Raw genomic sequence first — 23,004 nt, 5'->3', positions numbered from 1 at the left:
GGAGGGGGAAGCAGAGTGGAACGTTGGAACACACGCCAAATTATCGGCTTCATGATTATTTTATTTGCCATCGGACTATTTATCGACATCGTGACGGGTGGGAACAGCGTCCTCTTCAGCATGATTGTGCCGCTCTTATTGCTTTATATCGGGCGTCGCTTCAGCCGGAAAGGAAATCAGCCGGTCAGTTATATCTTTTACGGGATCGGTGGTGTGATGCTCGTCGGACTCATCTTTTCTTCGGCCGCGTTCGGGTTCGTCTTATCAGGATTATTGCTCATGTTCGGGTACCGTTTGTATAAAAATCGACCGCTTGAGTCGAATCGGTTCCGGTCGCACATTCGTCAAGAACAGGCGTTTTCGTTCGGGACGAAAGAGTCGGGCCATTACGTCTTGCAAGACACGAATGAATTCTTTTTGCTACGCGACGTCGAGATGGATTTATCGCGCGCCATCATTCCGGAAGGGGAGACGTTCTTGCTCTTGAACGGACTCGCCGGGGATATCCGTATCCTCATCCCGGCCGGTTACGATTACTCGATCGACGCCTCAATCGGTTTCGGCAAGATCCAAGTCGATGAATCGAATTATTCACCGGTGTTCAACCGCCGTTTTTATACGGCGTCTGATGAGTACCAAGCGGCGACGCGAAAAGTCCGGATTCATATCGTGCTCATGAGCGGAAGCGTCGAGGTGATGACCGTATGAAGAAAGATTCTTACCCAAGGACGGTCGTCTGGCACCAGTTATTCAGCAGTCTACTGACGGCGTTATTCGTGACGATTGCATTTCTAATAGGTGACTCGACTTCACTCCGAGATTTATTTACACGTGAAGAAGGGTTGCCTTTCGGTGTGTCTATCGTTGTCATCGCCGTTTTGATCGGCAGCATATTCGGAGTTGGGTCTTACTTTTACTTGCGCCGGGATTTCCGTGAAGTGGCGATTGCCCTATGGAAGCTCGAGAATCAAAAAGAGATCACGTTCCGGCCGTTATCGCCGTATCGCGACACGCTCGAACGGATTGTCCGTATCAGCAAACAACGTACGGAGATGATCGAGGTCGCCAAACGGGTCGGCGATCGGCCGGTCAGTGTCGAAGAGGCACGAAGCGAGGCGGTCGTCGAAGAACGTCGTCGTGTCGCCCGTGAGCTGCACGACTCGGTCAGTCAACAGCTATACGCGATCTCGATGATGACGACAGCGGTCAAGCAGACGATCGAATCGAAACCGGAACTCGCCGCTAAACAGATCGGTCAAGTCGAAGTCATGGCACAGACCGCCCAGGCCGAGATGCGTTCGCTCTTGTTGCAGCTTCGTCCCGTCGAGTTAGAAGGGATGACCTTGAAGACGGGGATTGAACGTCTGTTAGAAGAACTGTCCCGCAAACAATCGACCGAGCTCATCTGGCGTCTCGAGGAAGTGAAATTGTCACGCCATACGGAAAATGAGTTGTTCCGCATCGTTCAAGAAGCGATCAGCAATACGCTCAGGCATGCCAAAGCGAAGCGGCTCGAAATTGAAATGCGGACCGTCCAACAGACGGTCATCTTGAAAATAAATGACGACGGGATCGGTTTTAATGTCGAGGATACACAAGTCGCCTCATATGGCTTACAATCGATAAGAGAGAGAACGGCCGAAGTCGGCGGGACGTTACGTCTCGTCAGCGTGCCTGGAGTCGGTACACAAATCGAAGTGCGTGTGAAACAACAAGTGGAGGGGTTAGAATGATTCGAGTCGTATTGATTGATGATCATGAAATGGTCCGGGCCGGTGTCTCGGCATTTCTGTCGACACAGCCGGACATTGAAGTAGTCGGGGAAGCGTCGGACGGGGCGACCGGAGCGGAACTCGCCATCGCTGAAAAACCGGACGTCGTCTTGATGGACCTCGTGATGGAACCTGTGGACGGAGTCGAGTCGACGAAGCGTATTAAAGCGAGCTGGAAAGATGCGAAAATCTTAGTCGTGACGAGTTTTTTGGACGATGAAAAAGTGTATCCGGTCATCGAGGCCGGTGCGATGAGTTACGTCTTGAAGACGGCAAATGCGAATGAAATCGCCGACGCGATCCGTCAGACGGCAGCCGGTAATCCGGTCATGGCCGCACAAGTGACCGGCAAGATGCTCGAACGTCTGCGGCACCCGGAGACGACCCTTCATGAAAGTTTGACGGCGCGAGAACGCGAGATTTTGCAACTGATGGCCGAAGGCAAGGCGAACCAAGTCATCGCCGATGAATTATATATTTCATTGAAGACGGTGAAGACGCACGTCTCGAACATTTTGACGAAGCTTGACGTCTATGACCGGACGCAAGCGGTCGTCTATGCGTTTCAACATAATTTAGTGGACAAATAATCACTCGGACGGGGGAAACGGGATGATTCCAACGATTGAAACGGAACGACTGCAGTTACGGCAGTTACAACCGACCGATGCGGAGCGTCTATTCACGATTTTTTCAAACGTCGACGTGTTGCGCCATTATGGGATGGAGCCGCATCAATCGCTTGAACAGACGGAACAAATGCTATTCGGGATGCTAGAAGGGATTGCCGACGGATCGATCATGCGTTGGGGCATTATGAGGAAAGGTCATCCCGAGTTGATGGGGACGATCGGATTCCACAATCGCGCCCCGCGCCATCGACGTGCCGAGATCGGTTATGAGATCCATCCGCGCTATTGGCGGAACGGCTACGCGACAGAGGCATTGCAGGCGGCATTGACGTTTGCTGCGTGTTCCGCAGACATCGAGCGAGTCGGGGCTATCGTCTATCCTGAAAATATCCCTTCGCAGCAACTGTTAGAACGCAATGGTTTCATTCGTGAAGGAACGCTGCGCCACTATATGCGCCAAGGCAATCAACCATACGACGTGTACGTATACGGCTACATAGCGAAAAAAGACGGACCACAATGTTAAATTGTGATCCGTCTTTTTTTATTTTTTCTGAGCTTGAATTTGTTCATCGATTTCAGACAAGTACTCCCAGCGCTCCATTTTTTCTTCGAGTGTTTGCTTGAGGGTACTGATTTCAGCGTAAAGATCGTTCACTTTTCCGAGATCGCTACCGGCATCGGCGAGTCGCGCTTCTGCAGCTTCGATTTTCTGTTCGGTTGTAGCGATCTCTTCCTCGATCGTCTCCCACTCTTTTTGTTCTTTAAAAGTAAATTTGACGACGTCGGCTTTGGCGCGTTCTTTCTTGTCTTTCGGTTCTTTTTTAAGTTGCCGTGCCTCGTCTTGAAGCTCGGCCAGATAGTCGCTATATTCGGCGTGGTAGACGTTGATCGTCCCCTCTTCGAAGGCGATCAGTTGCTCGGCGATACGGTCAAGGAAGTAACGGTCGTGACTGACGGCGATGACGGTTCCTGGGAACGACTCTAAGTAGTCCTCTAAAACCGACAACGTTTCCGTATCGAGATCGTTCGTCGGCTCATCTAAGAACAAGACGTTCGGCTCATCCATCAAAATCCGCAACAACACAAGGCGCCGTTTCTCGCCACCGGAAAGTTTACTGATCGGTTTATATTGGGCGTCCGGTGTGAACAAGAAACGCTCGAGCATTTGACCGGCGGTGATCGTCTCGCCGTCCGGTGTGTAGATGACTTGGGCGATCCGTTCGATCTCGTCGATGACCCGTCGCGTCGTATCGTCAAATTCGACTTGTTGACCGTAGTAACCGATGTGAACCGTCTCACCGTGGACGACCGTGCCTGACGTCGGTTCGATGCGACCGGCGAGCAAGTTCATGAGCGTCGTCTTGCCGCTCCCGTTCGGTCCAACGATGCCGTACCGTTCCCGGCGTCCGAACAGCCAGCTGAAATCGTGAATGAGCGGCGTGTCCGCATACTGGAACGACAACTGTTCGACTTCGATGACTTTTTTTCCGAGCCGGCGTGAACCGACCGATACGTCGAGCGCATCGTCTTCGGCGAGTGCCTCTTGCTGCTTTAAGCCCTCGACACGTTGAATCCGGGCTTTCTGTTTCGTCGTCCGGGCTTTGGCACCGCGGCGCAGCCAAGCGAGCTCGCGTCGCAAGATGTTTTGCCGCTTTTGTTCCATCGACTGGGAGCGGGCTTTGCGTTCGGCTCGCTTCTCGAGAAACAGTTCATAGTTCCCGTCATAAAAGTAAGACGTGCCGTCGGCAATCTCGAGAATATGGTTCGTCACCCGGTTCAAGAAATAACGGTCGTGGGTGATGAGCAAGATCGCGCCTCGATAGTCAGCGAGAACCGTCTCGAGCCAAGCGATCGTATCGGCGTCAAGTTCGTTCGTCGGCTCGTCGAGTAAGAGCAAATCGGCTTCGTCGAGCAAGGCCGCAGCGAGCGCGACCCGTTTTTGTTGGCCCCCGGAGAGGGAGCTGATCTCGGCCGACACATCAGGTAACCCGAGCCGATTCAAGATCGACTTCAGCTTCGCTTCCGTTTCCCAAGCATCAGCGGCATCGACCGCTTGCTGTGCTTTCATGAAACGTTCGAGCCATTGCTCGCTCGATGGGTTCGCCTCGAGTGCCTGGCGAGCGAGCTCGTATTGTTTTAACGCCATGACGGATGGAGTGTTGCTCGTGAACAAGGCGTCTAAAATGGTCTGACCGGGAGCGAAATCAACGGTTTGCGTCAAATAACGAATCCGATAGTCGTTCGGATGTTGCATCGTGCCTTTGTCTGCTGTTTCGACGCCGGCAATGATTTTTAAGAACGTCGATTTCCCAGAACCGTTGACGCCGATGACGCCAATCCGGTTACCGGGATGAATCGTCATCGTGACGTCGTCAAACAAGACTTTATCGGCGAACTCTTTACGGATGCCTTCGATTGTTAATAAACTCATTTGGAACCTCCTTCAACGACTTGGCGAATCATCGCTTCTACTTTCGCTGTCAATTCTTTATTCGAGACGTCAGCCGGGTCGATAGCCGGTAAAAACGTCACATCGACGATACCTGGTCTAATCCGGTTTTTCATTTCGAGCAGGTGATAGCTGCCGTTGATCGCCACCGGAACGATTTTTGCTCCGCTCGACGTGGCGAGCGTCAGGCTGCCGGCTTTAAACTCTTTCATCGGCCCGCCTTTTGAACGAGTGCCTTCCGGGAAGATGATGATGGACTGTCCGGATTGGATCGTCTCGACACCGGCGCGGATCGCTTTGACGGATTGGCGGCGGTCACTGCGATCGATAAAGATACAACCCATCAATTCCATCCAACCCGCGATCATCGGAATTTTTTTGACTTCGATTTTTGAGATGAACGCTTTCGGATGGTTCGTCGCCGTGATCATGATCGGGATGTCGAAGTTTCCTTGGTGGTTAGCGACGTAGACGACCGGTTCGTTCGGAATATGTTCTTGTCCGTGCACACGGACTCGGGCTCCGGCCACTTTCAATAAGAAGCTGGCCCAGTTGTAGGCGATTTTTTGAACGTAATCGTATCGTGCCGGTACGTCGAGTCGTTTTGCTTTCGGATAAAACGGAAGCAAGACGGGCAAGACGGCGAAGAACGAGAAAAACCAAATGGCGGTGCGTAACATAGTATCAATCTCCTTTTCAAAATAGAGCCAAACAGCAAGAAAGAGTCTTCTTCTCACACAGAGAATCTGACTCTTAGACATGAATCTTTATTCCCAGAAGCGAGAATCGGTTTCCTCTTCTTCTTCCTCGAGTTCGAACGTAATTCGTTTATTCACCGGGTCAACGACAAAGTAGGCACCGTCTTGCTCGATGCTCTTAAACTGCATCACGTGATCACTGCCAATTTCTAAGGTGAGGCGGATTCGATTGTCGTCATCGACGAGCAAAATGCCGTCTTCTTTCAGCCACAGCTCCATGACGGGTGAATAGCGTAACAGCCATTCGTTCGATAAAGGGATTTCATTCATTCGTGTTTGTGCCTCCTACGGTCCAAGTCCGTTGTGCTCTTCTATCTAGAATAGAATACCAAAAGTGGCGTGGGAACACGAGCGTTATGTAGAGCGTTTGCGTGAACTGGAGTGCATGCGAGCGACGATGCGATCGATGCGCTTTTGATTGCGCCTTTCTTTCAGGAGCACGTTCATTTGTGCGATAAGCTGTTTAAATGAAGATAGACCCATGGCGAGCAGCGCCGCGAACAAGAATGTGCCGATCGGATCTTTGAAAAAACCGGTTTGGAGCGAGACGGACAAACCGACGACTGAAAGAATCGTGGTGAGAAAATAAAATAGCATGAGTGACTCTCCCTTCCCAGATGATTCAATTGAAAAAACCGAACGTATTTCTCGTTCGACAAGTGAGCAAAAAATTCCTTTTTTTGTCGAACAAAACAAAAAAACGCCTTCTGACGAGCGAGAGGGCGCTTACTCTTGAACCATCGTGACGGAAGACGACACGTTCGTATCGACACCGTTTGAGAATATGAAACTCAGCGAAGCGAGAAGAGCGAAGAATGCAATCAAAAGGCCCTTCATGAAGCGTTTCGCAAATGAGCGAGATTGAACATCAAACATTTTATTTCCCCCGTTCGGACATTGCTGAAACCTGTTTTATAAACAACACTCCTTTAATAATAACGTTTTCAAAAAGTGGATACTAGATGGAAAAACATTGTTCACAAAATTGTCACAAAATTCCGTCTGATACTCGGTCGATTTAGAGATTTGACGGTTGGGTGGTTCATTGCTGCGTTCACAAATTAGACACAATTGACCTGAAGCAGGAAAAGGAACGTGATATGATTAAGAACGTGTGTAGGTAGGTATACTGACAGTAATAAGATGAAAAAGGATGTGTATAGAATGGTATTACGTGCAGGAGATGTAGTCGATCTAGTTGCGGAACGTTCAGCCGATTTTGGCGTATTTATTGGGAACGGCCGTGAAGAGGTATTGCTTCATCGGAAAGAACAAACAGAAGAAGTCACAGTCGGTCAAACGGTGCGTGTCTTCCTTTATCACGACTCGGAAGGCCGTCTCGCTTCGACGATGACGATTCCGAACGTATCGTTTGAAGAATATGAATGGTTCGAGGTGACAGGCGTTCGCTACAATACGGGTGTGTTCGTCAACATCGGCATTCAAAAGGATGTGCTCGTCTCGCTCGACGACCTTCCTGAAAACCGGACATATTGGCCGAAAGAAGGCGATAAGCTATGCGTCCGTCTCAAATACGATCAAAAAGGCCGTCTTCTCGGAGAACCGGCTCATTATGCGTATTTGAACTTGCTTGCCCGTCCTGCGAAAGAAGAGTGGGGCAATCAAGACGTTCAAGCGATCGTCGTCAACAAACGTGACGTCGGTGTCAACGTCTGGGTCGAGAATGAATCACTCGGTTTCTTACATGAAGCAGAGATGACGCGGTGGCCGCGTCTCGGCGAACAGTTAGCAGTACGTGTGACGCAAGTGAAGCAAGACGGTACCGTTCTTGTATCGATGAAACCGCGAGCGTATGAAGCGATCGACCCGGATGCGGAAAGCATTCGTTCTTACATCGAAGAACGCGGTGGTGAAATGCCTTACGGCGACAAGACAGCCCCAGACGTGATCGACCGTGAGTTTGGCATGAGCAAGGCGGCCTTCAAACGGGCGCTCGGGAAGCTCTTGAAAGAAAAGCAAGTTGAAAAACTCGACAACGGGTATAAATTGAAATAAGATTACTCATGTCCAGGTGGCTAAAAAAAGTTTTAGAATGTATTTCTTTCATTTTAGAAACAAATGCGGTATAGTAATAAGAGTTGACTACGAGGAAACATTTAAAGAACGTCTGCAGAACTAACCTCAGACGTTTTTTGCATGAACAAAGGAGAATATAATTTGACAAAATTTCAAGATTTACAGTTAAGTGAAGCATTAGTAAAAGGTGTACTCAAAATGGGCTTCGAGGAAGCGACACCGATCCAAGCTGAAACAATCCCAATCGCACTTACAGGAGCGGATGTATTAGGCCAAGCACAAACAGGTACAGGGAAAACAGCAGCTTTCGGTATTCCGACAATTGAGCGAATCGACACAAAGGCGCGTCAAGTCCAAGCACTTGTTCTTGCACCGACACGTGAACTTGCGATTCAAGTTGCAGAAGAATTGAACAAAATCGGGGAAACGAAGCGTGTATACGCACTTCCTGTATACGGTGGTCAGCAAATCGACCGCCAAATCCGCGGCTTGAAAAAGAACCCGCAAATCGTCGTTGCGACACCTGGACGTCTCATGGACCACATGAAACGCAAGACGATCAAACTCGACGAGATCCAAACAGTGATCTTGGATGAGGCGGATGAAATGCTCAACATGGGCTTCGTTGAAGATATCGAGATGATTTTGAAAGGCCTTCCGGCTGAACGTCAAACGCTTCTCTTCTCAGCGACAATGCCACCACAAATCAAGAAGATCGCTGAGCGCTTCATGAAGTCGCCAACGATCATCAAAGTAAAATCGAAGGAAATGACAGTTGAAAACATCAACCAACAGTTCCTCGAATTGCGCGAAGGTCAAAAATTCGATACGCTTTGCCGTTTGATCGACATCGACTCACCAGAACTCAGCATCATCTTCGCTCGTACGAAGAAACGTGTTGACGAAGTTACAGAAGCACTCATCAAACGTGGTTACACGGCTGATGGCCTTCACGGTGACTTGACGCAATCAAAACGTGACCAAGTCATCCGTCGTTTCAAAAACGGCACGATCGACATCTTGGTCGCAACAGATGTAGCGGCGCGTGGACTTGATATCACAGGTGTCACACACGTATACAACTTTGACGTCCCACAAGATCCGGAAAGCTACGTGCACCGTATCGGACGTACAGGCCGTGCTGGTAAAACAGGTACTGCCCTTACGTTCATCACGCCACGTGAATTCGGTCAAGTGAAGTCAATCGAACGTGTGACGAACAAGAAAATGAACCGTCGTCACGTACCGACGATCGCAGAAGTACTTGAAGGAAACCAAAAGCAATCAGCTGAAGATTTGATCGAACGCGTTCAAGCGGGCGACTTCAAAGCTTACACGCAACTTGCGACTGAGCTCCTTGAAGAGTACGAAGCAGTCGAGCTTCTCGCAGCAGCACTTCGTGGTTTGACGAAAGAGCCAGATTCAACACCTGTTGAAATCTCTTACGCAGAACCAGTCCGTGTGAAACGTCAAGGTGGACGCAACGACCGCGGTGGATACCGTGGCGGCGCACGCAGTGGTGGCGGAGACCGTCGCACTGGCGGCGGAGACCGTGGCGGACGCTCAGGCGAACGTAGCGGTGGCGGTGGATACCGTGGAAAACGCACTGGTGGGACTGACGATCGTCGTCGCTCATCAGAAGACCGTGGCCCACGTCGTCCGCGTGACTAATCGATAAAACGAAAACCGCATTTCCTTAAGTGGATTTGCGGTTTTTTTATTTATCTCATGCTACACTGAACGAGTAGAGATTGAAGGATGAGGTGTCAACGGATGGTAGAACTAGGTTTAGGTCTCGTCATATTATTGGCGTGCATCCTAGCATTGAAGCCGATTGTTATGCGGACAGTACGTCCGAATTTCCGATATATTCCGGTCGCCACACTTTTGTTTGGCGCGATGATTTGGTTGGTCATGGCCATCGGCGTCGGCGGGAAGATGGGAATCGGATACGGTGTGATGAGTATCGTGTATTTTATTGCTTGTTTCGGTGCCTATATGTATGTGCATACACGAGCGAGCTGAAACCGGCTCGCTTTCTTGTTTCGAAAATGAGGATGAGGTGATCCAATTGGATGCAGTGGATGTGATGATGAATCCAAATGAAGTCGAAGTGACGTATGAACCGATTTTCGGGGCGGCCACGTTTCAAGTGGAAGGCTACATGGTACACGGCCATTTCAGGGGCGAGTCGCTCACCCCGTTCTTTTATGATGACGACGTACCGGTCGAGTATCAACTCGACATCGCCAAGCGGATGGAACGGTTGGCCGCCGAAGCGTTACGTGACGAAAAGCAGTTCGTCACGTTCCGCTGCCGGTCGGAATGGATCCTTGAAGAAGGGGGCGAAGCATTTTTAGCACCGTTACGGGAATTGAACTTCCCGCTCCACCGGATATTTGTGACACTTCAAGGGACCGAGCTCGTCGATGTGTCTCGTCTGTCCCGTGTCGTCCAATATTATCGATCTTCTGGTGTGAGAGTCGCGCTCGACTTCGCGGAGTCGACGAGTATCGAGGACATCATGACGATTGCACCGGAGTTGTTGCTTGTCGATTTAGCAACGATGGTCGAGAAGAAGACGTTGTCGGTGACTTACCCCCAAATGCTCCAGACGATGGAATACATCGCTTCGAAACTCGGGGCCCCGCTGCTTTATAAGTCAATCGATCATCTCGGTCAGTTGCGTTACGCCTGGCAGCACGGTGGGAGTTACTACATGGGCGGCTTGTTAGGTCGTCAAGAGGATTCCCCGCCGCGTGAAGCAAAAGGAATGAGTGTGCTCACGCAAGAAGTTCCAGCGTTCTTCCTGCACGACCAAGAGCGATTGAAGCGGTTGTATGAGCTAGAATTCGAACTTCACGGAAAAGTCGCGGAGCTCGTCCAAACCGGGAAATGGTCACGGGATAAGAAGGATGAATGGCTGCTCCATATCGCCCCTAAATTAGAAGGGATGCTCGTCCGCTACTACTTGACCGATCAAACGGGCTTCCAGACGAGTGCGAACGTCTACCAAGAGCAACACGTTTGGAAAGTCGATAACACATACCGAGGCTATAACTGGAGTTTTCGACCGTACTTTATCCGGACGATGGCGGCGATGAGTGTTCGCGGGCGGGGCTATTTGTCGGAAGACTATCGCGACTTCAGCTCCAACGAAGTGACACGTACGTTCAGCTACCCGTTACCGGACGGCATGTTTTTGTTCGCCGATTTATCAGAAGAGTACTTATACCAAAACCGATTATTAGATTGAGAGGGATTATGATGTTTGATTACGATTATGATGCGTTGCGTGAGATTGGGAGAATCGTCGCCCGGGCAAGGGATGAGATGGCACGGGCCGTCACGCCAGGGATGACGACGAAGGAGCTCGATGCGATCGGGCAACGTATTCTTGAAGAAGAAGGAGCGGCCTCGGCGCCGATTACGATGTATGAGTTTCCGGGCTATACGTGTATCTCTATCAATGAAGTGGCTGCCCACGGAATTCCAGGTAAAGAAGTCATTAAAGACGGGGACATCGTCAATGTCGATGTGTCTGCCGTGAAAGATGGCTATTATGCAGACACGGGACGAACGGTGATCGCCGGCACACCGAAATCGCCAGAGCATGTCCGCTTAGTCGAGGTCTCGCTCACGTCGCTCGAAGCAGGTCTCAGCAAAGTGAAGGCCGGTACGAAAGTGAACCAGATCGGAAAAGCGATTTACGCGGATGTCCGCAAAAATGGCTTCACCGTCATTCGAAACTTGGCAGGTCATGGACTCGGCCGCACGCTCCACGGCGAACCGGAGACGATCTCCAATTATTATAGCCGGGAAGAGAATGACATCTTGAAAGTCGGTCAAGTCATCGCAGTCGAGACGTTCGTCTCGACGAAAGACGAGATTGTCTACCAGTCAGAAGAGGATGGCTGGGCGTTGTTCACACCGAACGACAGCCCCGTCTCGCAGTTTGAGCACACGGTCATCGTGACCGAGGACGGCTATGAAGTGTTGACTGGCACGTTCCGAGAAGAATGACGCAATCAAACAAGGATACAGACCGCGGTCTGTATCCTTGTTTACGTTAATTGGATGATTTGTTCGCTTAACTGATGAATCTTTTTCCAATCCGGAGTGACGACGTCAGGGATCGAGAGTTGACCGTTTTCGACTTCGAGCGGCGTATCGAGCAAGTCAATCTCAAAATAGGCGCTCGTTCCGGCCATGTCGGCCGGATAGGCGGCACCCGTCAACGAGGCGAATAAGAGCGTATGATAACGGCCGATCGATGATTCGTACATACCGCCGACCCAATACGGAGTACCGCTGTCACGGATTGCGAGCGCTTCGGTCAATCCCCCGACGCGGGCGGGTTTGATATTGACGATGCGTCCGGCCCGAAGCCGATTCATCGTCTCGACGTCTTGTCGTGAGGTGATGGACTCGTCAAGACAAATGGGCGTCTTGAGTTTTGTTTGCAGGTCGGCCGAGTCGACCCAGCAGTCGCTCGGATAAGGCTGTTCGATCATCAAGAGGCGATGGGCGTCGAGTTGTTCGAACCAGTCGAGCGACTGCTCGTGCGCACTGCCGTTCAAGTCGATCATGAGCGGAGCGTCCGGGAAAAAAGTCCGCACTTCCGCGAGCGCCGTCAATAGCTCATGAGGCGATGCTTTCAACTTGATCCGTTCGAACCCGGAATCGAGCGCCTGTTCGATCGCGTTCAACGTTTCGGTGAGCAAGCCGATCCCAATCGTCCGCCCGCAAGCGACGTGATGTCCGGCTTGCAAAAGTTGTTTTAGCGTCACGCCAGCACGGGCGGCCTCGATTTCCCAGAGTGCACTCTCCCACATCGCTTTTGCCATCGGGTGCCCGATGATCGAACGGACATGGTCTGGAAATGTGGTCGCGCTGACCGTCTGCCCTTTCAGCAATCGATAGATCAGTTCAGACGTGTCGACGGTCGAGCGGACCGTCTCCGACGTGTACCACGGCGTCTCAAAGGCGACACCTTCCCCGTATCCGACTGCTCCGTCGATCGTTTCGAGACGGAGGATGACCGTCCGTCGCGTCGTCAAGACGGCATGGGCTGTCACAAGCGGGTGTTTGAACGTGAGCGGGACGATGTAAAGGTCAGCTCGTTGAATCATAATCGGTCTCCTTTAAGCGGTGTCGCATCAATTTTCCGTTGGCGTTTCGTGGGAGCTGAGTGACCGCGATCAATGCCTTCGGGTGCTTATACTTAGCAAGGTGGTCGTTTAAAATTTGCGTAAGTTCGTGAGGGTCGTATGTCCCGACGATATAGGCGATCGGGACGGCGCCCCATGTCGGATCAGGCTTCCCGGTGACACCTGCGTCCTCGATACCGGGGCATCGCAACAGGACGCTCTCGATCTCCGCGGGATAGATGTTTTCTCCGCCCGAGATGATCAAGTCGCTCCGGCGATCCAAAACATATAAATAGCCGTCTTGGATCGTTCCGAGGTCGCCGGTTCGCCAGTACCTGTCCTCGGTCCAAGCGTTCGCTTCCGATTCGTTATAATAGCCGGGCGTGACGGTCGGGCCATTGACTTCGATCTCACCATCGCGACTGATACGGATGTGGGTCGGTGCGATCGCTTGACCGCTTGAACCGATATGGTCCAGTGCTTCGGACGGCAACAACGTCGCGACTTGAGAGCAAGTTTCCGTCATCCCGTACGTCTGCGCGATCGGCAAGTGGCGGCGGTCTGCTTCTTCGAGTAACGGCCGTGGCACCGGTCCGCCTCCGACGAGAATGACGCGGAGATGGTGACTTGTCAATCCTGCGTCGAGCAGTCGCCCGAGCATGATGGCGACGAGGGAAAGATGGGTGATCCGTTCGGACGCGATCAATTGGATCGTACGCAAGACGTCGAACTTCGGTTCAACGTATAATGCTGAGCCGAACAGGGCGCAGCGGTACACTTGAGCGAGTCCGCTCATGTGGAACAGCGGTGTGACGACGAGCATGCGGTCGGTCGGCTCGTATCCGAGATGTTTTTTTGCGGCCTCGGCGCTCGCGCGATGATTTCCGTACGTCTGTTGCACCGCTTTGGCGTGTCCGGTCGTGCCGGACGTAAACATGAGCGACATCACCTCGTCACGCCCCCAGCGATGATGTCGGCGCAATGGCTCTTGATCGCGTACGCTCACGTCGATTTGAGGGACGTTGAGGTCGATTTCCTGATCGACGAGTAAGATGTCGATGTGGGCCTTGTCGAGTTGCATTGCGAGTTCGCTTGTGGTCAGTCGTGTATTCAACGGGACGAGTACTTTTCCGAGCAAATGGACGGCGTGGACTGCGACGACATAGTCTTTACTATTTGACGCATACAGTCCGATGTGACGAGCGTCCGGAACGGTCCGGCCTAAAAAGTGTGCCAAGCGCGAGCTCTCATCGATCAATTCGCCCCACGTCAGACGTTCCGTTGCGGTGACGAGGGCGATCGTGTCGACAGGATGTTGCTTCAAATCATAATCCATCACAATTACCTCCAAAAAAAGAGTAGCGAATTCGCTACTCTCTTACGATTTACGGGAAACGCGGGAATTGACCGAAGTCAGGGTCACGTTTTTCTTTGAAGGCGTCACGGCCTTCTTTTGCTTCATCTGTCGTGTAGTAAAGGAGCGTCGCATCACCGGCGAGCTGTTGGATCCCGGCCAAGCCGTCCGTATCAGCGTTCATCGCAGCTTTCAAGAAGCGGAGTGCTGTCGGCGAGTGTTGCAAGATCTCTTGGCACCATTGGACCGTCTCGGCTTCAAGCTGTTCGAGCGGGACGACCGTGTTGATGAGCCCCATGTCGAGCGCTTGTTGTGCGTCGTATTGACGGCACAAGTACCAAATCTCACGAGCCTTCTTATGTCCGACGATGCGGGCCAAGTAGCCTGAACCGTAACCGGCGTCGAACGATCCGACTTTCGGTCCAGTTTGACCGAAACGAGCGTTGTCGGCCGCAATCGTCAAGTCACAGACGAGGTGCAAGACGTGTCCGCCACCGATGGCGTATCCAGCGACCATGGCGATGACCGGTTTCGGGATGACTCGGATCAAGCGCTGAAGATCAAGGACGTTCAAGCGCGGGATATCATCGTCACCGACGTAGCCGCCGTGACCGCGAACTTTTTGGTCGCCACCTGAGCAGAAGGCTTGATCGCCTTCACCTGTCAAGATGATGACGCCGACTTCTTTATCGTCACGGGCGCGCGCGAACGCGTCAATCAATTCGTTGACCGTGAGCGGACGGAATGCGTTCCGAACTTCCGGGCGGTTGATCGTGATTTTTGCGATCCCGTTCCACTTCTCATATTTAATGTCTTCATACGTCCGGACCGATGTCCAGTTTGCTACTGATTCCATTTAAATTCCCCCTAAAATCAATTTCTCTATCATTGTACCAAATTGTTGGGCGTTCTCGATATGGGGAGCATGGCCCGCACCCGAAATTTCGTGTATCCGAATGTCTGGACGACGTTCACGCATAGCGCGAGCAATCGTTTGAAACTTCACATCGTGCGCACCGACGATCAAATCGGTTCGAGGCAGGCGGTCAAGATGCGTCCATAGCGACGGCATACTGCCGGTCCCGATGGCGCGCAAACTGTTCGCGAGCGCCGACGGATCTTGAGCGAGCCGCTCATGTCGAAGCGAGGCCCGCATCTCGTCCGTTTGACGCCAAAGCGGGAGCATCTCCCATGCGGCGACGAACGCTTCGATTCCGTCCGTCTCGATTCGTCGCGCGAGCCGTTCATCGGCGTCGCGTCGCGCTCGTCGTTCTGAAGCGGTGAGACCGGGCGTCGTACTAATCCCGATGAAGTGGTCTACGCGCTCGTCACAGGCTGCGAGTGTCATCCCGATGCGGCCGCCGAGCGAATAGCCGATGACCGTCCACGGCCTTTCGTCCGTGTCGAGCAGCGTCGACAAATCCTTCACTTGTTGGCTCATCTTCGCGCGGGCGACCGAGCAACTGCCGGTCTGTCCATGTTGAAGCAGGGACGGGGCGACGAGGCGCATCGGCAAGTCAGGGAAATACGAGAGCCATCCGGCGTTGCTCGTGAAGCCGTGCAACAAGAGGACCGGTCTTCCGGACCCGTGCTCGAGCACTTCATACGACACGTCACGGACAGTGCGTCTCACGTCCCGTTCTCCAACGTGAGACGCGTGCAGATCGATTCCGTCCAGTTCCGGTGGGATAAGACGTTGTCGGCACGGTCAGACGGGAATTCGATCAACTGAATCTCGGCCTCGATCGCTGCTGTCACGTCTTCTGGACGTTCGAGCAGTTGATAGCTAAGCCCGTATGTGTCGGCGAAGCCACGGATGTTCAAGTCGAGCGGTGTACCGAACAAGTCTTCGAACATCTGTGGCTCGATTGATGCTTGCGGTAAGAAGGAGAAGATGCCGCCGCCGTTGTTGTTGGCGACGATGATCGAGAACGAGCCAGGATGCGTCTTTAGTAACTGCAGGGCGTTGCTGTCGTGATAGAACGCCAAGTCACCGATCAGTAACGCGGCTCGTTCTGTGTCGTAGCAAGCGCCGAGCGCGCTCGAGATGATTCCGTCGATTCCGTTCGCGCCTCGGTTGGCGAAGACGGATACGGCTTGTCCGGCGCCGAGCGTCGTGTCGACGTCACGGATCGGCATGCTGTTGCTGACGAACAACCGGTCGATCTGAGCGTTCAAGACGTGACGCGTCAAGGCGCTCTCACCGTTCAGACTTGGTTTGGCCGATTCGGCGACTTGTTCGAATAAGGAAAAGCGAGCGCGGTAGACGTCGTCAAACGGGACGTCGATGACCTCCAAATAATCATTCGCGTCGCCGTAGACGACAGTCGCACGACTCGATGGGTCGCGAAACGAGCCAGGCTGTTCAATCAAGATTTGGTGGGTCTGTTTGAGCCATTCATTCAACCGTTTCGATACAGGAGCCGCACCGAAGCGAACGACCGCATTCGGCGTCCATTCTGGGCTATGCTCACTTGCGAGCCACGTGTCATAATTCGTCAAAACGCCGTCAAAGCAACGCATGCCACTGAGCGGATCGGCGAACACCGGAATTCGGTGAGTGTTTGCTACGTTGGAGATGGTTTCGAGCCAAGACGTCGGCGTGCCAGGTCCGACGACGAAAGCGAGCCGTTCGACGGCCGTCTCTTGTTTGAAGCGAACCAAGTCGTCGGTGACGGGACGAATGTACGAGGTCTCGCTCCGTCTCGAAGTGGCGGTCAATTGTGACTTCAGACGTTCGATATCGGGCAGTAACGGTTCTCGGAACGGAATGTTAATATGGACCGGTCCGAGCGGGGCCTGCGCACTCATGCGTACGAGACGTCCGACGGCTTGTTCCATATAGCGCAGACTCTCTGGCTCGGGCACCGGTAGATCGAGGCTCGTCTTCACATGTTCACCGTAGAGACGGACTTGATCGATTGCTTGCGGGGCCCCGACGTTACGCAACTCATGCGGCCGATCTGTCGTCAAGACGACGAGCGGGAGCTGGGAAATCGTTGCCTCGGCGATAGCTGAAAAATAGTTGGTAGCGGCTGTGCCGCTCGTACAAATTAATGCGACCGGCCGAACGTCTTCGCCAGCGCGGGTTAGTCCGAGCGCGAAGAAAGCGGCTGAACGCTCATCGACGACGACGTGATGGCGTATATTCGGGTGCAAATACGCGGCCATCGCCAGCGGTGTCGAACGCGAACCGGGACTGATGACGACGTCATAAATCCCAGTTTCGACGAGTCGATTCATCATATGGGATACCCAATTCGTTAACATATCGTTCATTCGTGATTGCCTCCTGAAATGACTTGGTCTAACCCGAGCGCTTGCTTGATCGGGCTCAATTTGACTTCTGTCTCGGCTAGCTCTGATTCGAGTTCAGACTCTTGGACGATTCCACAGCCTGCGTATAATGCCACGAACTGATGCTGGACGAGGGCCGAACGGATGGAGACGACAAATTCACCTTCTCCGTCGGTGTTCAACCAGCCGAACGGTGAGCCGTACCAGCCGCGATCGAACCGTTCGATGTCGCGCAGCAAGCGGACGGCCGTCCGCTTCGGAGAACCGCCGAGTGCGGGTGTCGGGTGCAACGACTCAATGATGGAGAGGAGAGACGCGTTCGTGTCCAAAGTCGCTTTGATCGGTGTGTGTAAATGAAATACCGAGCGGTTCTCTAAAATCGTCGGGGACGGTGCGACATGAATGGTCGCTGCATAAGGCGTGAGAGCGTTTTGAATGTCTTTGACGACGATTTGGTGCTCCTCTAAATTTTTACGGTCATGCAACAACTGCTGTTTCGCCGTCTCGGTTTCCGCGTCCGTATCCGGGCGTTTGATCGTGCCGGCGATGGCCGCGGTCTCGATATGCGGTCCTTGTTTACGGACGAGCCGCTCCGGTGTGGCCCCGAAAAATCCGATTTCCCGTTTCGGTTGATATAAGAACACGTAACTACCTTCTTGATGTTCAGACAAGTGCCGTAGCGTCTTCGCGAACGGGAACGCTTCATCTGACGTCTGGTAAATCTCTTCCCGGGCGATGACGAGTTTCTCGACTTTTTCTTCGGCGATATATCCTTTCGCCTGTTGAAAACTTGATTTAAAGTGATCGACGCCGTCTTTTACTTTCGAATACGTCGGTGTCGACTCATCGGGCGCGTGCAGGGCGTTGAACTGGGCCAATTGGTCGGCTAGTTGAATTAAATATTGTTCAACGGTCTGGTTTGAAGAAACAAGGGTCGACACCGTCAACGTGTGCTTGTCACCGGAACGACGGTATAAAAATTTAGGGACGACTAAAGCCGCCTCGCCGAATGAGTCCCACATGTTTTTTTGAGGTCGGACGAACGTATCGAACGAAAATCCTGAGAACGCATAGATGACGGCATCGACATCTCGGCGATGCAGGCTCCAGTCGTATTGCAGACGTTGGAACCGTTCGGGTCCGGACGCCGTCAAGACGAGCGCGTCGGCACAACCGAGCATTTCAAGTGAGCGATCGGGTGTCGAAAAATAATAGTGTGATGTTTCTGTATTTTGAATGATATGAAACGCGTCGAACGAAGGGATCTCCCACGTGTATGAGGCAAGGACAGGTCGTTGCCATGCGCGTGCGCGTTTATGCGCTTGTTCGATTCGTTGTTTAATGTGTGTTTGAGTATCTGGCATATAAGAAAAGCCTCCTCAATCCGATAGAATATTCATCTTTTAGTGTATCATGACTTAACGGCTGTACTGCCCGTCAAATGCTCGAGAAACATGACTTCAGACGATTGAGGGGCGGGCATTGACAGATTTTTTTGTGGAGACGTAAACTAACGAAGGGAGGGAAGTAGATGAAGAAGAGAGAGAAAGGTGCTTATTGGCGCATGATTCGTCCGCACACACTGACGGCGAGTTTTATTCCGGTGCTGTTAGGAACGTTTATCGTCGTCGGTCAAACCGATTTGAAATGGGGTCTGTTCTTGGCGATGCTCATCGCCTCGGTCTTGATTCAAATCGCGACGAATTTATTTAATGAATACTATGACTACAAACGCGGGCTCGACCACGAGGGCTCGATTGGAATTGGCGGCTCGATCGTGCGAGACGGGTTCACGCCGGGTCAAGTGCTCGGCATCGCGCTCGGGATGTATGGCGTCGCGGGAGTTCTCGGTCTATACATTGCCGCTTCGACGAGCTGGCATTTGCTTTGGATCGGAGCGTTGTCGATGGTGGTCGGCTATCTGTATACGGGTGGCCCGCTTCCGATCGCGTATACGCCGTTCGGTGAACTCGTCGCCGGATTGTTCATGGGCTACGTCATCATCGGGATTTCAGGGTATATCCAAATCGGCACGGTGACGACTGAGTTGTTGCTCGTGTCGTTCCCGATGGCGCTCTTGATCGGGGCGATTTTACTGGCCAACAATATTCGAGACTTGGATAACGACAAGGTGAACGGACGACGCACGATCGCGTGTCTCGTCGGACATCGCCGGGCCGTGCTCGTTTTGGCCGGATTCTTTATCGTAGCGCTGATTGGTATCCTCGTCGCCGTATTCGTTTACGGGGTCACGCCTTGGGTATTGCTTTCGTTAATGACCGTTCCGATCATGATTCGTGCGGTGAAGCGGTTCTGGGTGAAACGTGAGCCGGCCGACCTGATGCCGGCGATGGCGATGACGGCGAAGGTCAACACGTTGTTCGGGGCCTGGATGGTCATCGGATTGATCGTCGCACGCGTTATCGCATAAACATAGAGGAGGGGAACGATATGTCAGTCGTCAAAGACATGCTTGCGTTCAATGAACGGTTCGTGACAGAGAAGCAGTATGAGCAGTACGTGTCAGATAAATTTCCTGATAAGAAAATTGTCATTTTAACTTGTATGGACACACGGTTGACGTCGTTATTGCCACATGCGCTCGGTTTGAAGAACGGCGACGCGAAAATCATCAAAAACGCGGGCGCGGTATTGTCGCATCCGTTCGGATCGGTCATGCGTTCGATTCTCGTCGCCTTATACGCTCTCGGTGCGGAAGAGGTGATCGTTGTTGGACATTACGATTGCGGCATGGCCGCTATCGACCCGAACGCGGTCATCGGCGAGATGGAGCGGCGCGGAATTGATCCGCAGACGTTACAGACGCTCAAAGCCTCAGGCATGAACTTGGAGAAGTGGTTGCATGGCTTTGACTCGGTCGAGGCGAACGTCGTCAACTCGGTCAGTCTGATCAAAAACCATCCGCTCCTGCCGCCGGGTACGGACGTCCACGGATTTGTCATCGATCCAGGAACGGGGCGACTCGATGTCGTAGAGGCATAATCATCCATGCAAAAAGGCGAACTCTCTCAACGGAGTTCGCCTTTTGTCATCCGTACGTGTTGACCGGAATATCTTTGTAGTCATCTTCGTCCGAGTCTTTCGACTTGGATTTTTTGTTTTTCTTATAGTTTTTCTCATACTCCTGCTCGCTCGGGGTTTTGAAGAAGCGTTGCCACGTGGCGTTGATCTCAGAGCCGATCAAGATGATCATGCCGGTCAACTGCAGCCAAAGCAACGTGACGATGATGCCTCCGAGTGATCCGTACGTCGAATCGTAGTTGCCAAAGTTCGAGACGTATAGGCTAAAACCGAGTGAGACGAGCTGCCAAGCGATGACGCCAAAGATGGCGCCGGGGACGGTGCTTTTCCAAAATACGTGTTGTTGCGGTGCGATCTTATAAAAGATCGACAGCGTCAAGATTAAGATGACCGTCGTCAGCACGTAACGGAACACGTTGATCAAGACGACTTCGGCACCGGAAATCGGGAGGTAGTCTGAAATGAATCCGATGATCTGTGAGCCGAACACGTTCGAGATGATGAGCAGCAAGACGCCGACGCCGAGGAGGAACGTCAAGCCGAGGGCGATGCCTTTACTGACGAAGAAGTTGCGTTCGTTGTCCTCACCGTACGCGTGGATTGCCATATTGATCAATCGTTCGACTCCTTTAGAGGCCGACCAAATCGCTAAAATCGCACCAATCGAGAGCAATCCGCCTCGTGGCTCGCCGATTGCCTCAAAGATCCCTGATAAAAACTCGGTCGCCGCCGAACCTGGTGCCAGGTTATTTAATTGTTCTTGAAACGACGCTTGCGTGATGTCGAAGAACGAGAGCAACGCTAAAATAAAAATGATTCCCGGAAAAATGGATAAGAACCAAAAAAAAGCGAGCGTTGCCCCGTAATCTTGAACGTCATGCTCTTTAAAACGACGAAACAACTCTTTCCCGAAGGAAAGCCAATTCTTTTTTTCTTTCACTTCTGTAGTGTCCATGCGCATATCCTCCTGAACGTTATCGTTAGAAACTATCTTTCCCGATTTGTCAGCAGGTTACACATTGATTCAGTCTTCGGCTAACGTTTTGTCAAAGAATCGTTCTGGATTGGTGGTGAGCAGCTCGGCTAAAGAAGGGGGTCTGACCGGCAGGCGGCTCAATGCGCTCCGCTTCACCCAAATCGGTGTGTACGAGCCGTTCGTCTGTTCAGCTTGGAACTCTTCGCCCGTACCGGTGCCGAATTCGCCACTTGTGACGCGGGCCCAAAAATAAGGATTCAATTCACCGTTGAAGGCGACGTAGGCGGCGACTCCTTCAAGCTCGACGTGGACACCGAGTTCTTCATAAGCTTCACGGACAGCAGTTTCTTCAGCCGTATGGCCAAATTCGACACCGCCGCCAGGGAAGACGTAATAGAGTGCGTTTTCTTTTTCGCGTCGAATGAGCGCGACCTCGTCGTGTTCGTTCGTGAGGATGATGGCGCTGCGTAATTTTGTTCTGACCAATGGGATCGTTCCTTTCGGTAGCTTATAGTGAACAAAACGCATCGACTCACCGTCGATGCGCTTTGTTAATCTGTCGTCTTTTGTTCTAACGATTCGTACATATCAGAAGTCAAACCGTTCTCATGAGAACCGATAACTTTTGCGGCGACACGCATGCCGAGGCGAAGCGCGTCTTCGATCGAATGATGTTTCATCAATTCGGAGATGACGGCCGAGAAGAAAGAATCACCGGCGCCTGTTGAATCAGCGACTTTGACTTTCGTCGTCGGGACGTGTCCTTGCTCGTTCGTCCGGAGATCGACGTAGACGGCACCGAGCTCGCTCATCGTGACGATTGTGAGCGGCGCACCTTTCATCGCGAGCACTTCGGCGACGCGCAATGCGTCATCGACGGTGACGATTGACATATCAGACAGGATTTCGGCTTCTTCACGGCTACAGATGAAGCCGGTGAAGCCTTGAAGCAAGTGGCGATTTCGTTCGATGACGGACAAATGACCGCACACCCCGTAAAGCGGAAGCTTCATCTCGCGACAAAGTTCGATCGTCTCATTCAAGACGTTGACCGACAAATCGAGGTCGATGGCGACGGCTTCGCTTTCGGCGAACACCGTATCGATTCGGCGGAGGATACATTGTTCCATCATCGCTTCATCTGGTTGTTTCGAGATCGAGGTCTGGAGATCGCCGTTATTGTCCATGACGGCGAGCCACATGCCCATACCGTTATCTTCAAGCAGGTCGACATGGTCGACGTTGACGTTTAAGTCGCGAAGCTCTTGAAGGACACCCATCCCGATTTGGTCGTTTGTGACGGTTGACACGAACCGGACGTCGTTACCGAGGACACCTAGGTTTTGCGCGACGTTACGGCCGGTTCCGCCGTTCGAGAACGCGATGTCCCCGACGTTTTTCGCATCTTTATGAAGCGGGGCGAACGATGTTCCTTTAATATCGACAAACACTTTGCCGATCACTGCAATCGTATTCATATGCTGTACCACCTTTAGCCAATCATCTATCTGTTATCGGTCTGTTAGACACATTG

Annotated in this window: 24 protein-coding genes; 11 read left to right on the top strand and 13 right to left on the bottom strand. The window is 52.3% G+C overall.

The genetic code is table 11. From position 1 onward, the window contains the following. The first annotated feature begins 15 nt into the window (after window positions 1–15). Genes liaF through EVJ21_RS12570 form a run of 4 tightly spaced genes read left to right on the top strand, consistent with a single transcriptional unit; the run spans window position 16 to window position 2,930 of the window. Window positions 16–708 carry a cell wall-active antibiotics response protein LiaF gene (gene liaF / locus EVJ21_RS12585; RefSeq protein WP_070328912.1) on the top strand — a complete coding sequence of 231 codons (693 nt, stop codon included), beginning with the start codon at window positions 16–18 and terminating at the stop codon, window positions 706–708. Next, window positions 705–1,733 (top strand): sensor histidine kinase, encoded by a 1,029-nt coding sequence (locus tag EVJ21_RS12580; protein WP_016508424.1) that lies wholly within the window; start codon window positions 705–707, stop codon window positions 1,731–1,733. Before liaF ends, EVJ21_RS12580 begins: the two co-directional genes overlap by 4 nt. Beyond that, entirely contained in the window at window positions 1,730–2,362 is a 633-nt protein-coding gene (locus EVJ21_RS12575) for a response regulator (protein ID WP_070328913.1), read from the top strand. Before EVJ21_RS12580 ends, EVJ21_RS12575 begins: the two co-directional genes overlap by 4 nt. Before the next feature lie 22 nt (window positions 2,363–2,384). After that, window positions 2,385–2,930, top strand: coding sequence for a GNAT family N-acetyltransferase (locus EVJ21_RS12570; protein WP_131490639.1), 546 nt, complete (start codon window positions 2,385–2,387; stop codon window positions 2,928–2,930). A gap of 18 nt (window positions 2,931–2,948) precedes the next feature. On the opposite strand, the gene EVJ21_RS12565 is transcribed toward EVJ21_RS12570, so the two are convergent. The 4 genes from EVJ21_RS12565 to EVJ21_RS12550 form a co-directional block, all read right to left on the bottom strand. After that, window positions 2,949–4,838 (bottom strand): ABC-F family ATP-binding cassette domain-containing protein, encoded by a 1,890-nt coding sequence (locus EVJ21_RS12565; protein ID WP_131465683.1) that lies wholly within the window; start codon window positions 4,836–4,838, stop codon window positions 2,949–2,951. Then, the gene (locus EVJ21_RS12560) at window positions 4,835–5,536 is read right to left on the bottom strand and encodes a lysophospholipid acyltransferase family protein (RefSeq protein WP_070328916.1); all 702 of its coding nucleotides are present in this window, start codon (window positions 5,534–5,536) and stop codon (window positions 4,835–4,837) included. The genes EVJ21_RS12565 and EVJ21_RS12560 overlap by 4 nt, the downstream gene beginning before the upstream one ends. 87 nt (window positions 5,537–5,623) lie before the next feature. Further along, entirely contained in the window at window positions 5,624–5,884 is a 261-nt protein-coding gene (locus tag EVJ21_RS12555) for a hypothetical protein (protein ID WP_016508370.1), read from the bottom strand. Window positions 5,885–5,968: 84 nt separating this feature from the next. Further along, window positions 5,969–6,211, bottom strand: coding sequence for a hypothetical protein (locus EVJ21_RS12550; RefSeq protein ID WP_070328917.1), 243 nt, complete (start codon window positions 6,209–6,211; stop codon window positions 5,969–5,971). 567 nt (window positions 6,212–6,778) lie between these two features. Here EVJ21_RS12550 and EVJ21_RS12545 point away from each other — a divergent pair. The 5 genes from EVJ21_RS12545 (at window position 6,779) to map (ending at window position 11,674) form a co-directional block, all read left to right on the top strand. Further along, window positions 6,779–7,630: a CvfB family protein gene (locus tag EVJ21_RS12545; protein ID WP_070328918.1), complete on the top strand. Its 852-nt coding sequence runs from the start codon at window positions 6,779–6,781 to the stop codon at window positions 7,628–7,630. A gap of 162 nt (window positions 7,631–7,792) precedes the next feature. Beyond that, on the top strand, window positions 7,793–9,322 hold the full coding sequence (gene cshA, locus EVJ21_RS12540; RefSeq protein WP_070328919.1) for a degradosome RNA helicase CshA: 1,530 nt from the start codon (window positions 7,793–7,795) through the stop codon (window positions 9,320–9,322). Between the two features lie 102 nt (window positions 9,323–9,424). After that, entirely contained in the window at window positions 9,425–9,676 is a 252-nt protein-coding gene (locus EVJ21_RS12535) for a hypothetical protein (RefSeq protein WP_035385950.1), read from the top strand. Between the two features lie 37 nt (window positions 9,677–9,713). Further along, window positions 9,714–10,907, top strand: coding sequence for an EAL-associated domain-containing protein (locus tag EVJ21_RS12530; RefSeq protein WP_236636589.1), 1,194 nt, complete (start codon window positions 9,714–9,716; stop codon window positions 10,905–10,907). Window positions 10,908–10,918: 11 nt separating this feature from the next. Continuing rightward, window positions 10,919–11,674 carry a type I methionyl aminopeptidase gene (gene map, locus EVJ21_RS12525; RefSeq protein ID WP_131456863.1) on the top strand — a complete coding sequence of 252 codons (756 nt, stop codon included), beginning with the start codon at window positions 10,919–10,921 and terminating at the stop codon, window positions 11,672–11,674. Window positions 11,675–11,715: 41 nt separating this feature from the next. Here map and menC read toward each other — a convergent pair whose 3' ends face one another. The 6 genes from menC to EVJ21_RS12495 are packed head-to-tail and all read right to left on the bottom strand — an operon-like array spanning window position 11,716 to window position 18,816. After that, the gene (gene menC, locus EVJ21_RS12520) at window positions 11,716–12,783 is read right to left on the bottom strand and encodes an o-succinylbenzoate synthase (protein ID WP_131490638.1); all 1,068 of its coding nucleotides are present in this window, start codon (window positions 12,781–12,783) and stop codon (window positions 11,716–11,718) included. After that, the gene (gene menE / locus EVJ21_RS12515) at window positions 12,767–14,137 is read right to left on the bottom strand and encodes an o-succinylbenzoate--CoA ligase (protein WP_131490637.1); all 1,371 of its coding nucleotides are present in this window, start codon (window positions 14,135–14,137) and stop codon (window positions 12,767–12,769) included. Before menE ends, menC begins: the two co-directional genes overlap by 17 nt. Before the next feature lie 49 nt (window positions 14,138–14,186). Then, the gene (gene menB, locus EVJ21_RS12510) at window positions 14,187–15,011 is read right to left on the bottom strand and encodes a 1,4-dihydroxy-2-naphthoyl-CoA synthase (protein ID WP_070328925.1); all 825 of its coding nucleotides are present in this window, start codon (window positions 15,009–15,011) and stop codon (window positions 14,187–14,189) included. Next, window positions 15,012–15,788, bottom strand: coding sequence for an alpha/beta fold hydrolase (locus EVJ21_RS12505; RefSeq protein WP_236636588.1), 777 nt, complete (start codon window positions 15,786–15,788; stop codon window positions 15,012–15,014). Next, window positions 15,785–17,434 carry a 2-succinyl-5-enolpyruvyl-6-hydroxy-3-cyclohexene-1-carboxylic-acid synthase gene (gene menD, locus EVJ21_RS12500; RefSeq protein WP_131490636.1) on the bottom strand — a complete coding sequence of 550 codons (1,650 nt, stop codon included), beginning with the start codon at window positions 17,432–17,434 and terminating at the stop codon, window positions 15,785–15,787. Before menD ends, EVJ21_RS12505 begins: the two co-directional genes overlap by 4 nt. After that, a complete protein-coding gene (locus EVJ21_RS12495; RefSeq protein ID WP_131441103.1) occupies window positions 17,431–18,816 on the bottom strand; it encodes an isochorismate synthase in 1,386 nt (461 codons plus the stop codon). Before EVJ21_RS12495 ends, menD begins: the two co-directional genes overlap by 4 nt. Window positions 18,817–18,983: 167 nt before the next feature. Between EVJ21_RS12495 and EVJ21_RS12490 the strand changes: the two genes are divergently transcribed. Continuing rightward, entirely contained in the window at window positions 18,984–19,883 is a 900-nt protein-coding gene (locus EVJ21_RS12490) for a 1,4-dihydroxy-2-naphthoate polyprenyltransferase (protein ID WP_131441102.1), read from the top strand. A 20-nt stretch (window positions 19,884–19,903) separates the two neighbouring features. Further along, window positions 19,904–20,455 carry a beta-class carbonic anhydrase gene (locus EVJ21_RS12485; protein ID WP_070328930.1) on the top strand — a complete coding sequence of 184 codons (552 nt, stop codon included), beginning with the start codon at window positions 19,904–19,906 and terminating at the stop codon, window positions 20,453–20,455. Between the two features lie 46 nt (window positions 20,456–20,501). Here the strand turns inward: EVJ21_RS12485 and EVJ21_RS12480 are convergent, their stop codons facing one another. The 3 genes from EVJ21_RS12480 to EVJ21_RS12470 form a co-directional block, all read right to left on the bottom strand. Next, window positions 20,502–21,449, bottom strand: coding sequence for a YihY/virulence factor BrkB family protein (locus EVJ21_RS12480; protein WP_131465668.1), 948 nt, complete (start codon window positions 21,447–21,449; stop codon window positions 20,502–20,504). A gap of 69 nt (window positions 21,450–21,518) precedes the next feature. Then, window positions 21,519–21,956, bottom strand: a complete 438-nt coding sequence (locus tag EVJ21_RS12475; protein ID WP_167615739.1) for an NUDIX hydrolase — start codon at window positions 21,954–21,956, stop codon at window positions 21,519–21,521. A gap of 65 nt (window positions 21,957–22,021) precedes the next feature. Beyond that, window positions 22,022–22,948, bottom strand: a complete 927-nt coding sequence (locus EVJ21_RS12470) for a carbohydrate kinase family protein (RefSeq protein WP_070328933.1) — start codon at window positions 22,946–22,948, stop codon at window positions 22,022–22,024. Window positions 22,949–23,004: the final 56 nt, after the last annotated feature.

The organism is Exiguobacterium sp. SH0S2, assembly GCF_004337185.1.
Classification (GTDB): Bacteria; Bacillota; Bacilli; order Exiguobacteriales; family Exiguobacteriaceae; genus Exiguobacterium; species Exiguobacterium aurantiacum_A.
The sequence above is the reverse complement of the archived record's forward strand: the minus strand, read 5'-3'. Positions and strand labels throughout refer to the sequence as shown.

What these genes read in the sequence shown, in the direction of transcription:
- EVJ21_RS12550 (WP_070328917.1), bottom strand. Translation starts at nt 6,211, where the DNA reads ATGCTATTTTATTTTCTCACCACGATTCTTTCAGTCGTCGGTTTGTCC.
- EVJ21_RS12545 (WP_070328918.1), top strand. Translation starts at nt 6,779, where the DNA reads ATGGTATTACGTGCAGGAGATGTAGTCGATCTAGTTGCGGAACGTTCA.
- EVJ21_RS12580 (WP_016508424.1), top strand. Translation starts at nt 705, where the DNA reads ATGAAGAAAGATTCTTACCCAAGGACGGTCGTCTGGCACCAGTTATTC.
- map (WP_131456863.1), top strand. Translation starts at nt 10,919, where the DNA reads ATGTTTGATTACGATTATGATGCGTTGCGTGAGATTGGGAGAATCGTC.
- EVJ21_RS12575 (WP_070328913.1), top strand. Translation starts at nt 1,730, where the DNA reads ATGATTCGAGTCGTATTGATTGATGATCATGAAATGGTCCGGGCCGGT.
- EVJ21_RS12485 (WP_070328930.1), top strand. Translation starts at nt 19,904, where the DNA reads ATGTCAGTCGTCAAAGACATGCTTGCGTTCAATGAACGGTTCGTGACA.
- EVJ21_RS12490 (WP_131441102.1), top strand. Translation starts at nt 18,984, where the DNA reads ATGAAGAAGAGAGAGAAAGGTGCTTATTGGCGCATGATTCGTCCGCAC.
- EVJ21_RS12535 (WP_035385950.1), top strand. Translation starts at nt 9,425, where the DNA reads ATGGTAGAACTAGGTTTAGGTCTCGTCATATTATTGGCGTGCATCCTA.
- EVJ21_RS12480 (WP_131465668.1), bottom strand. Translation starts at nt 21,449, where the DNA reads ATGGACACTACAGAAGTGAAAGAAAAAAAGAATTGGCTTTCCTTCGGG.
- EVJ21_RS12560 (WP_070328916.1), bottom strand. Translation starts at nt 5,536, where the DNA reads ATGTTACGCACCGCCATTTGGTTTTTCTCGTTCTTCGCCGTCTTGCCC.
- EVJ21_RS12570 (WP_131490639.1), top strand. Translation starts at nt 2,385, where the DNA reads ATGATTCCAACGATTGAAACGGAACGACTGCAGTTACGGCAGTTACAA.
- menD (WP_131490636.1), bottom strand. Translation starts at nt 17,434, where the DNA reads ATGAACGATATGTTAACGAATTGGGTATCCCATATGATGAATCGACTC.
- menC (WP_131490638.1), bottom strand. Translation starts at nt 12,783, where the DNA reads ATGATTCAACGAGCTGACCTTTACATCGTCCCGCTCACGTTCAAACAC.
- menB (WP_070328925.1), bottom strand. Translation starts at nt 15,011, where the DNA reads ATGGAATCAGTAGCAAACTGGACATCGGTCCGGACGTATGAAGACATT.
- menE (WP_131490637.1), bottom strand. Translation starts at nt 14,137, where the DNA reads ATGGATTATGATTTGAAGCAACATCCTGTCGACACGATCGCCCTCGTC.
- EVJ21_RS12565 (WP_131465683.1), bottom strand. Translation starts at nt 4,838, where the DNA reads ATGAGTTTATTAACAATCGAAGGCATCCGTAAAGAGTTCGCCGATAAA.
- EVJ21_RS12495 (WP_131441103.1), bottom strand. Translation starts at nt 18,816, where the DNA reads ATGCCAGATACTCAAACACACATTAAACAACGAATCGAACAAGCGCAT.
- EVJ21_RS12470 (WP_070328933.1), bottom strand. Translation starts at nt 22,948, where the DNA reads ATGAATACGATTGCAGTGATCGGCAAAGTGTTTGTCGATATTAAAGGA.
- EVJ21_RS12555 (WP_016508370.1), bottom strand. Translation starts at nt 5,884, where the DNA reads ATGAATGAAATCCCTTTATCGAACGAATGGCTGTTACGCTATTCACCC.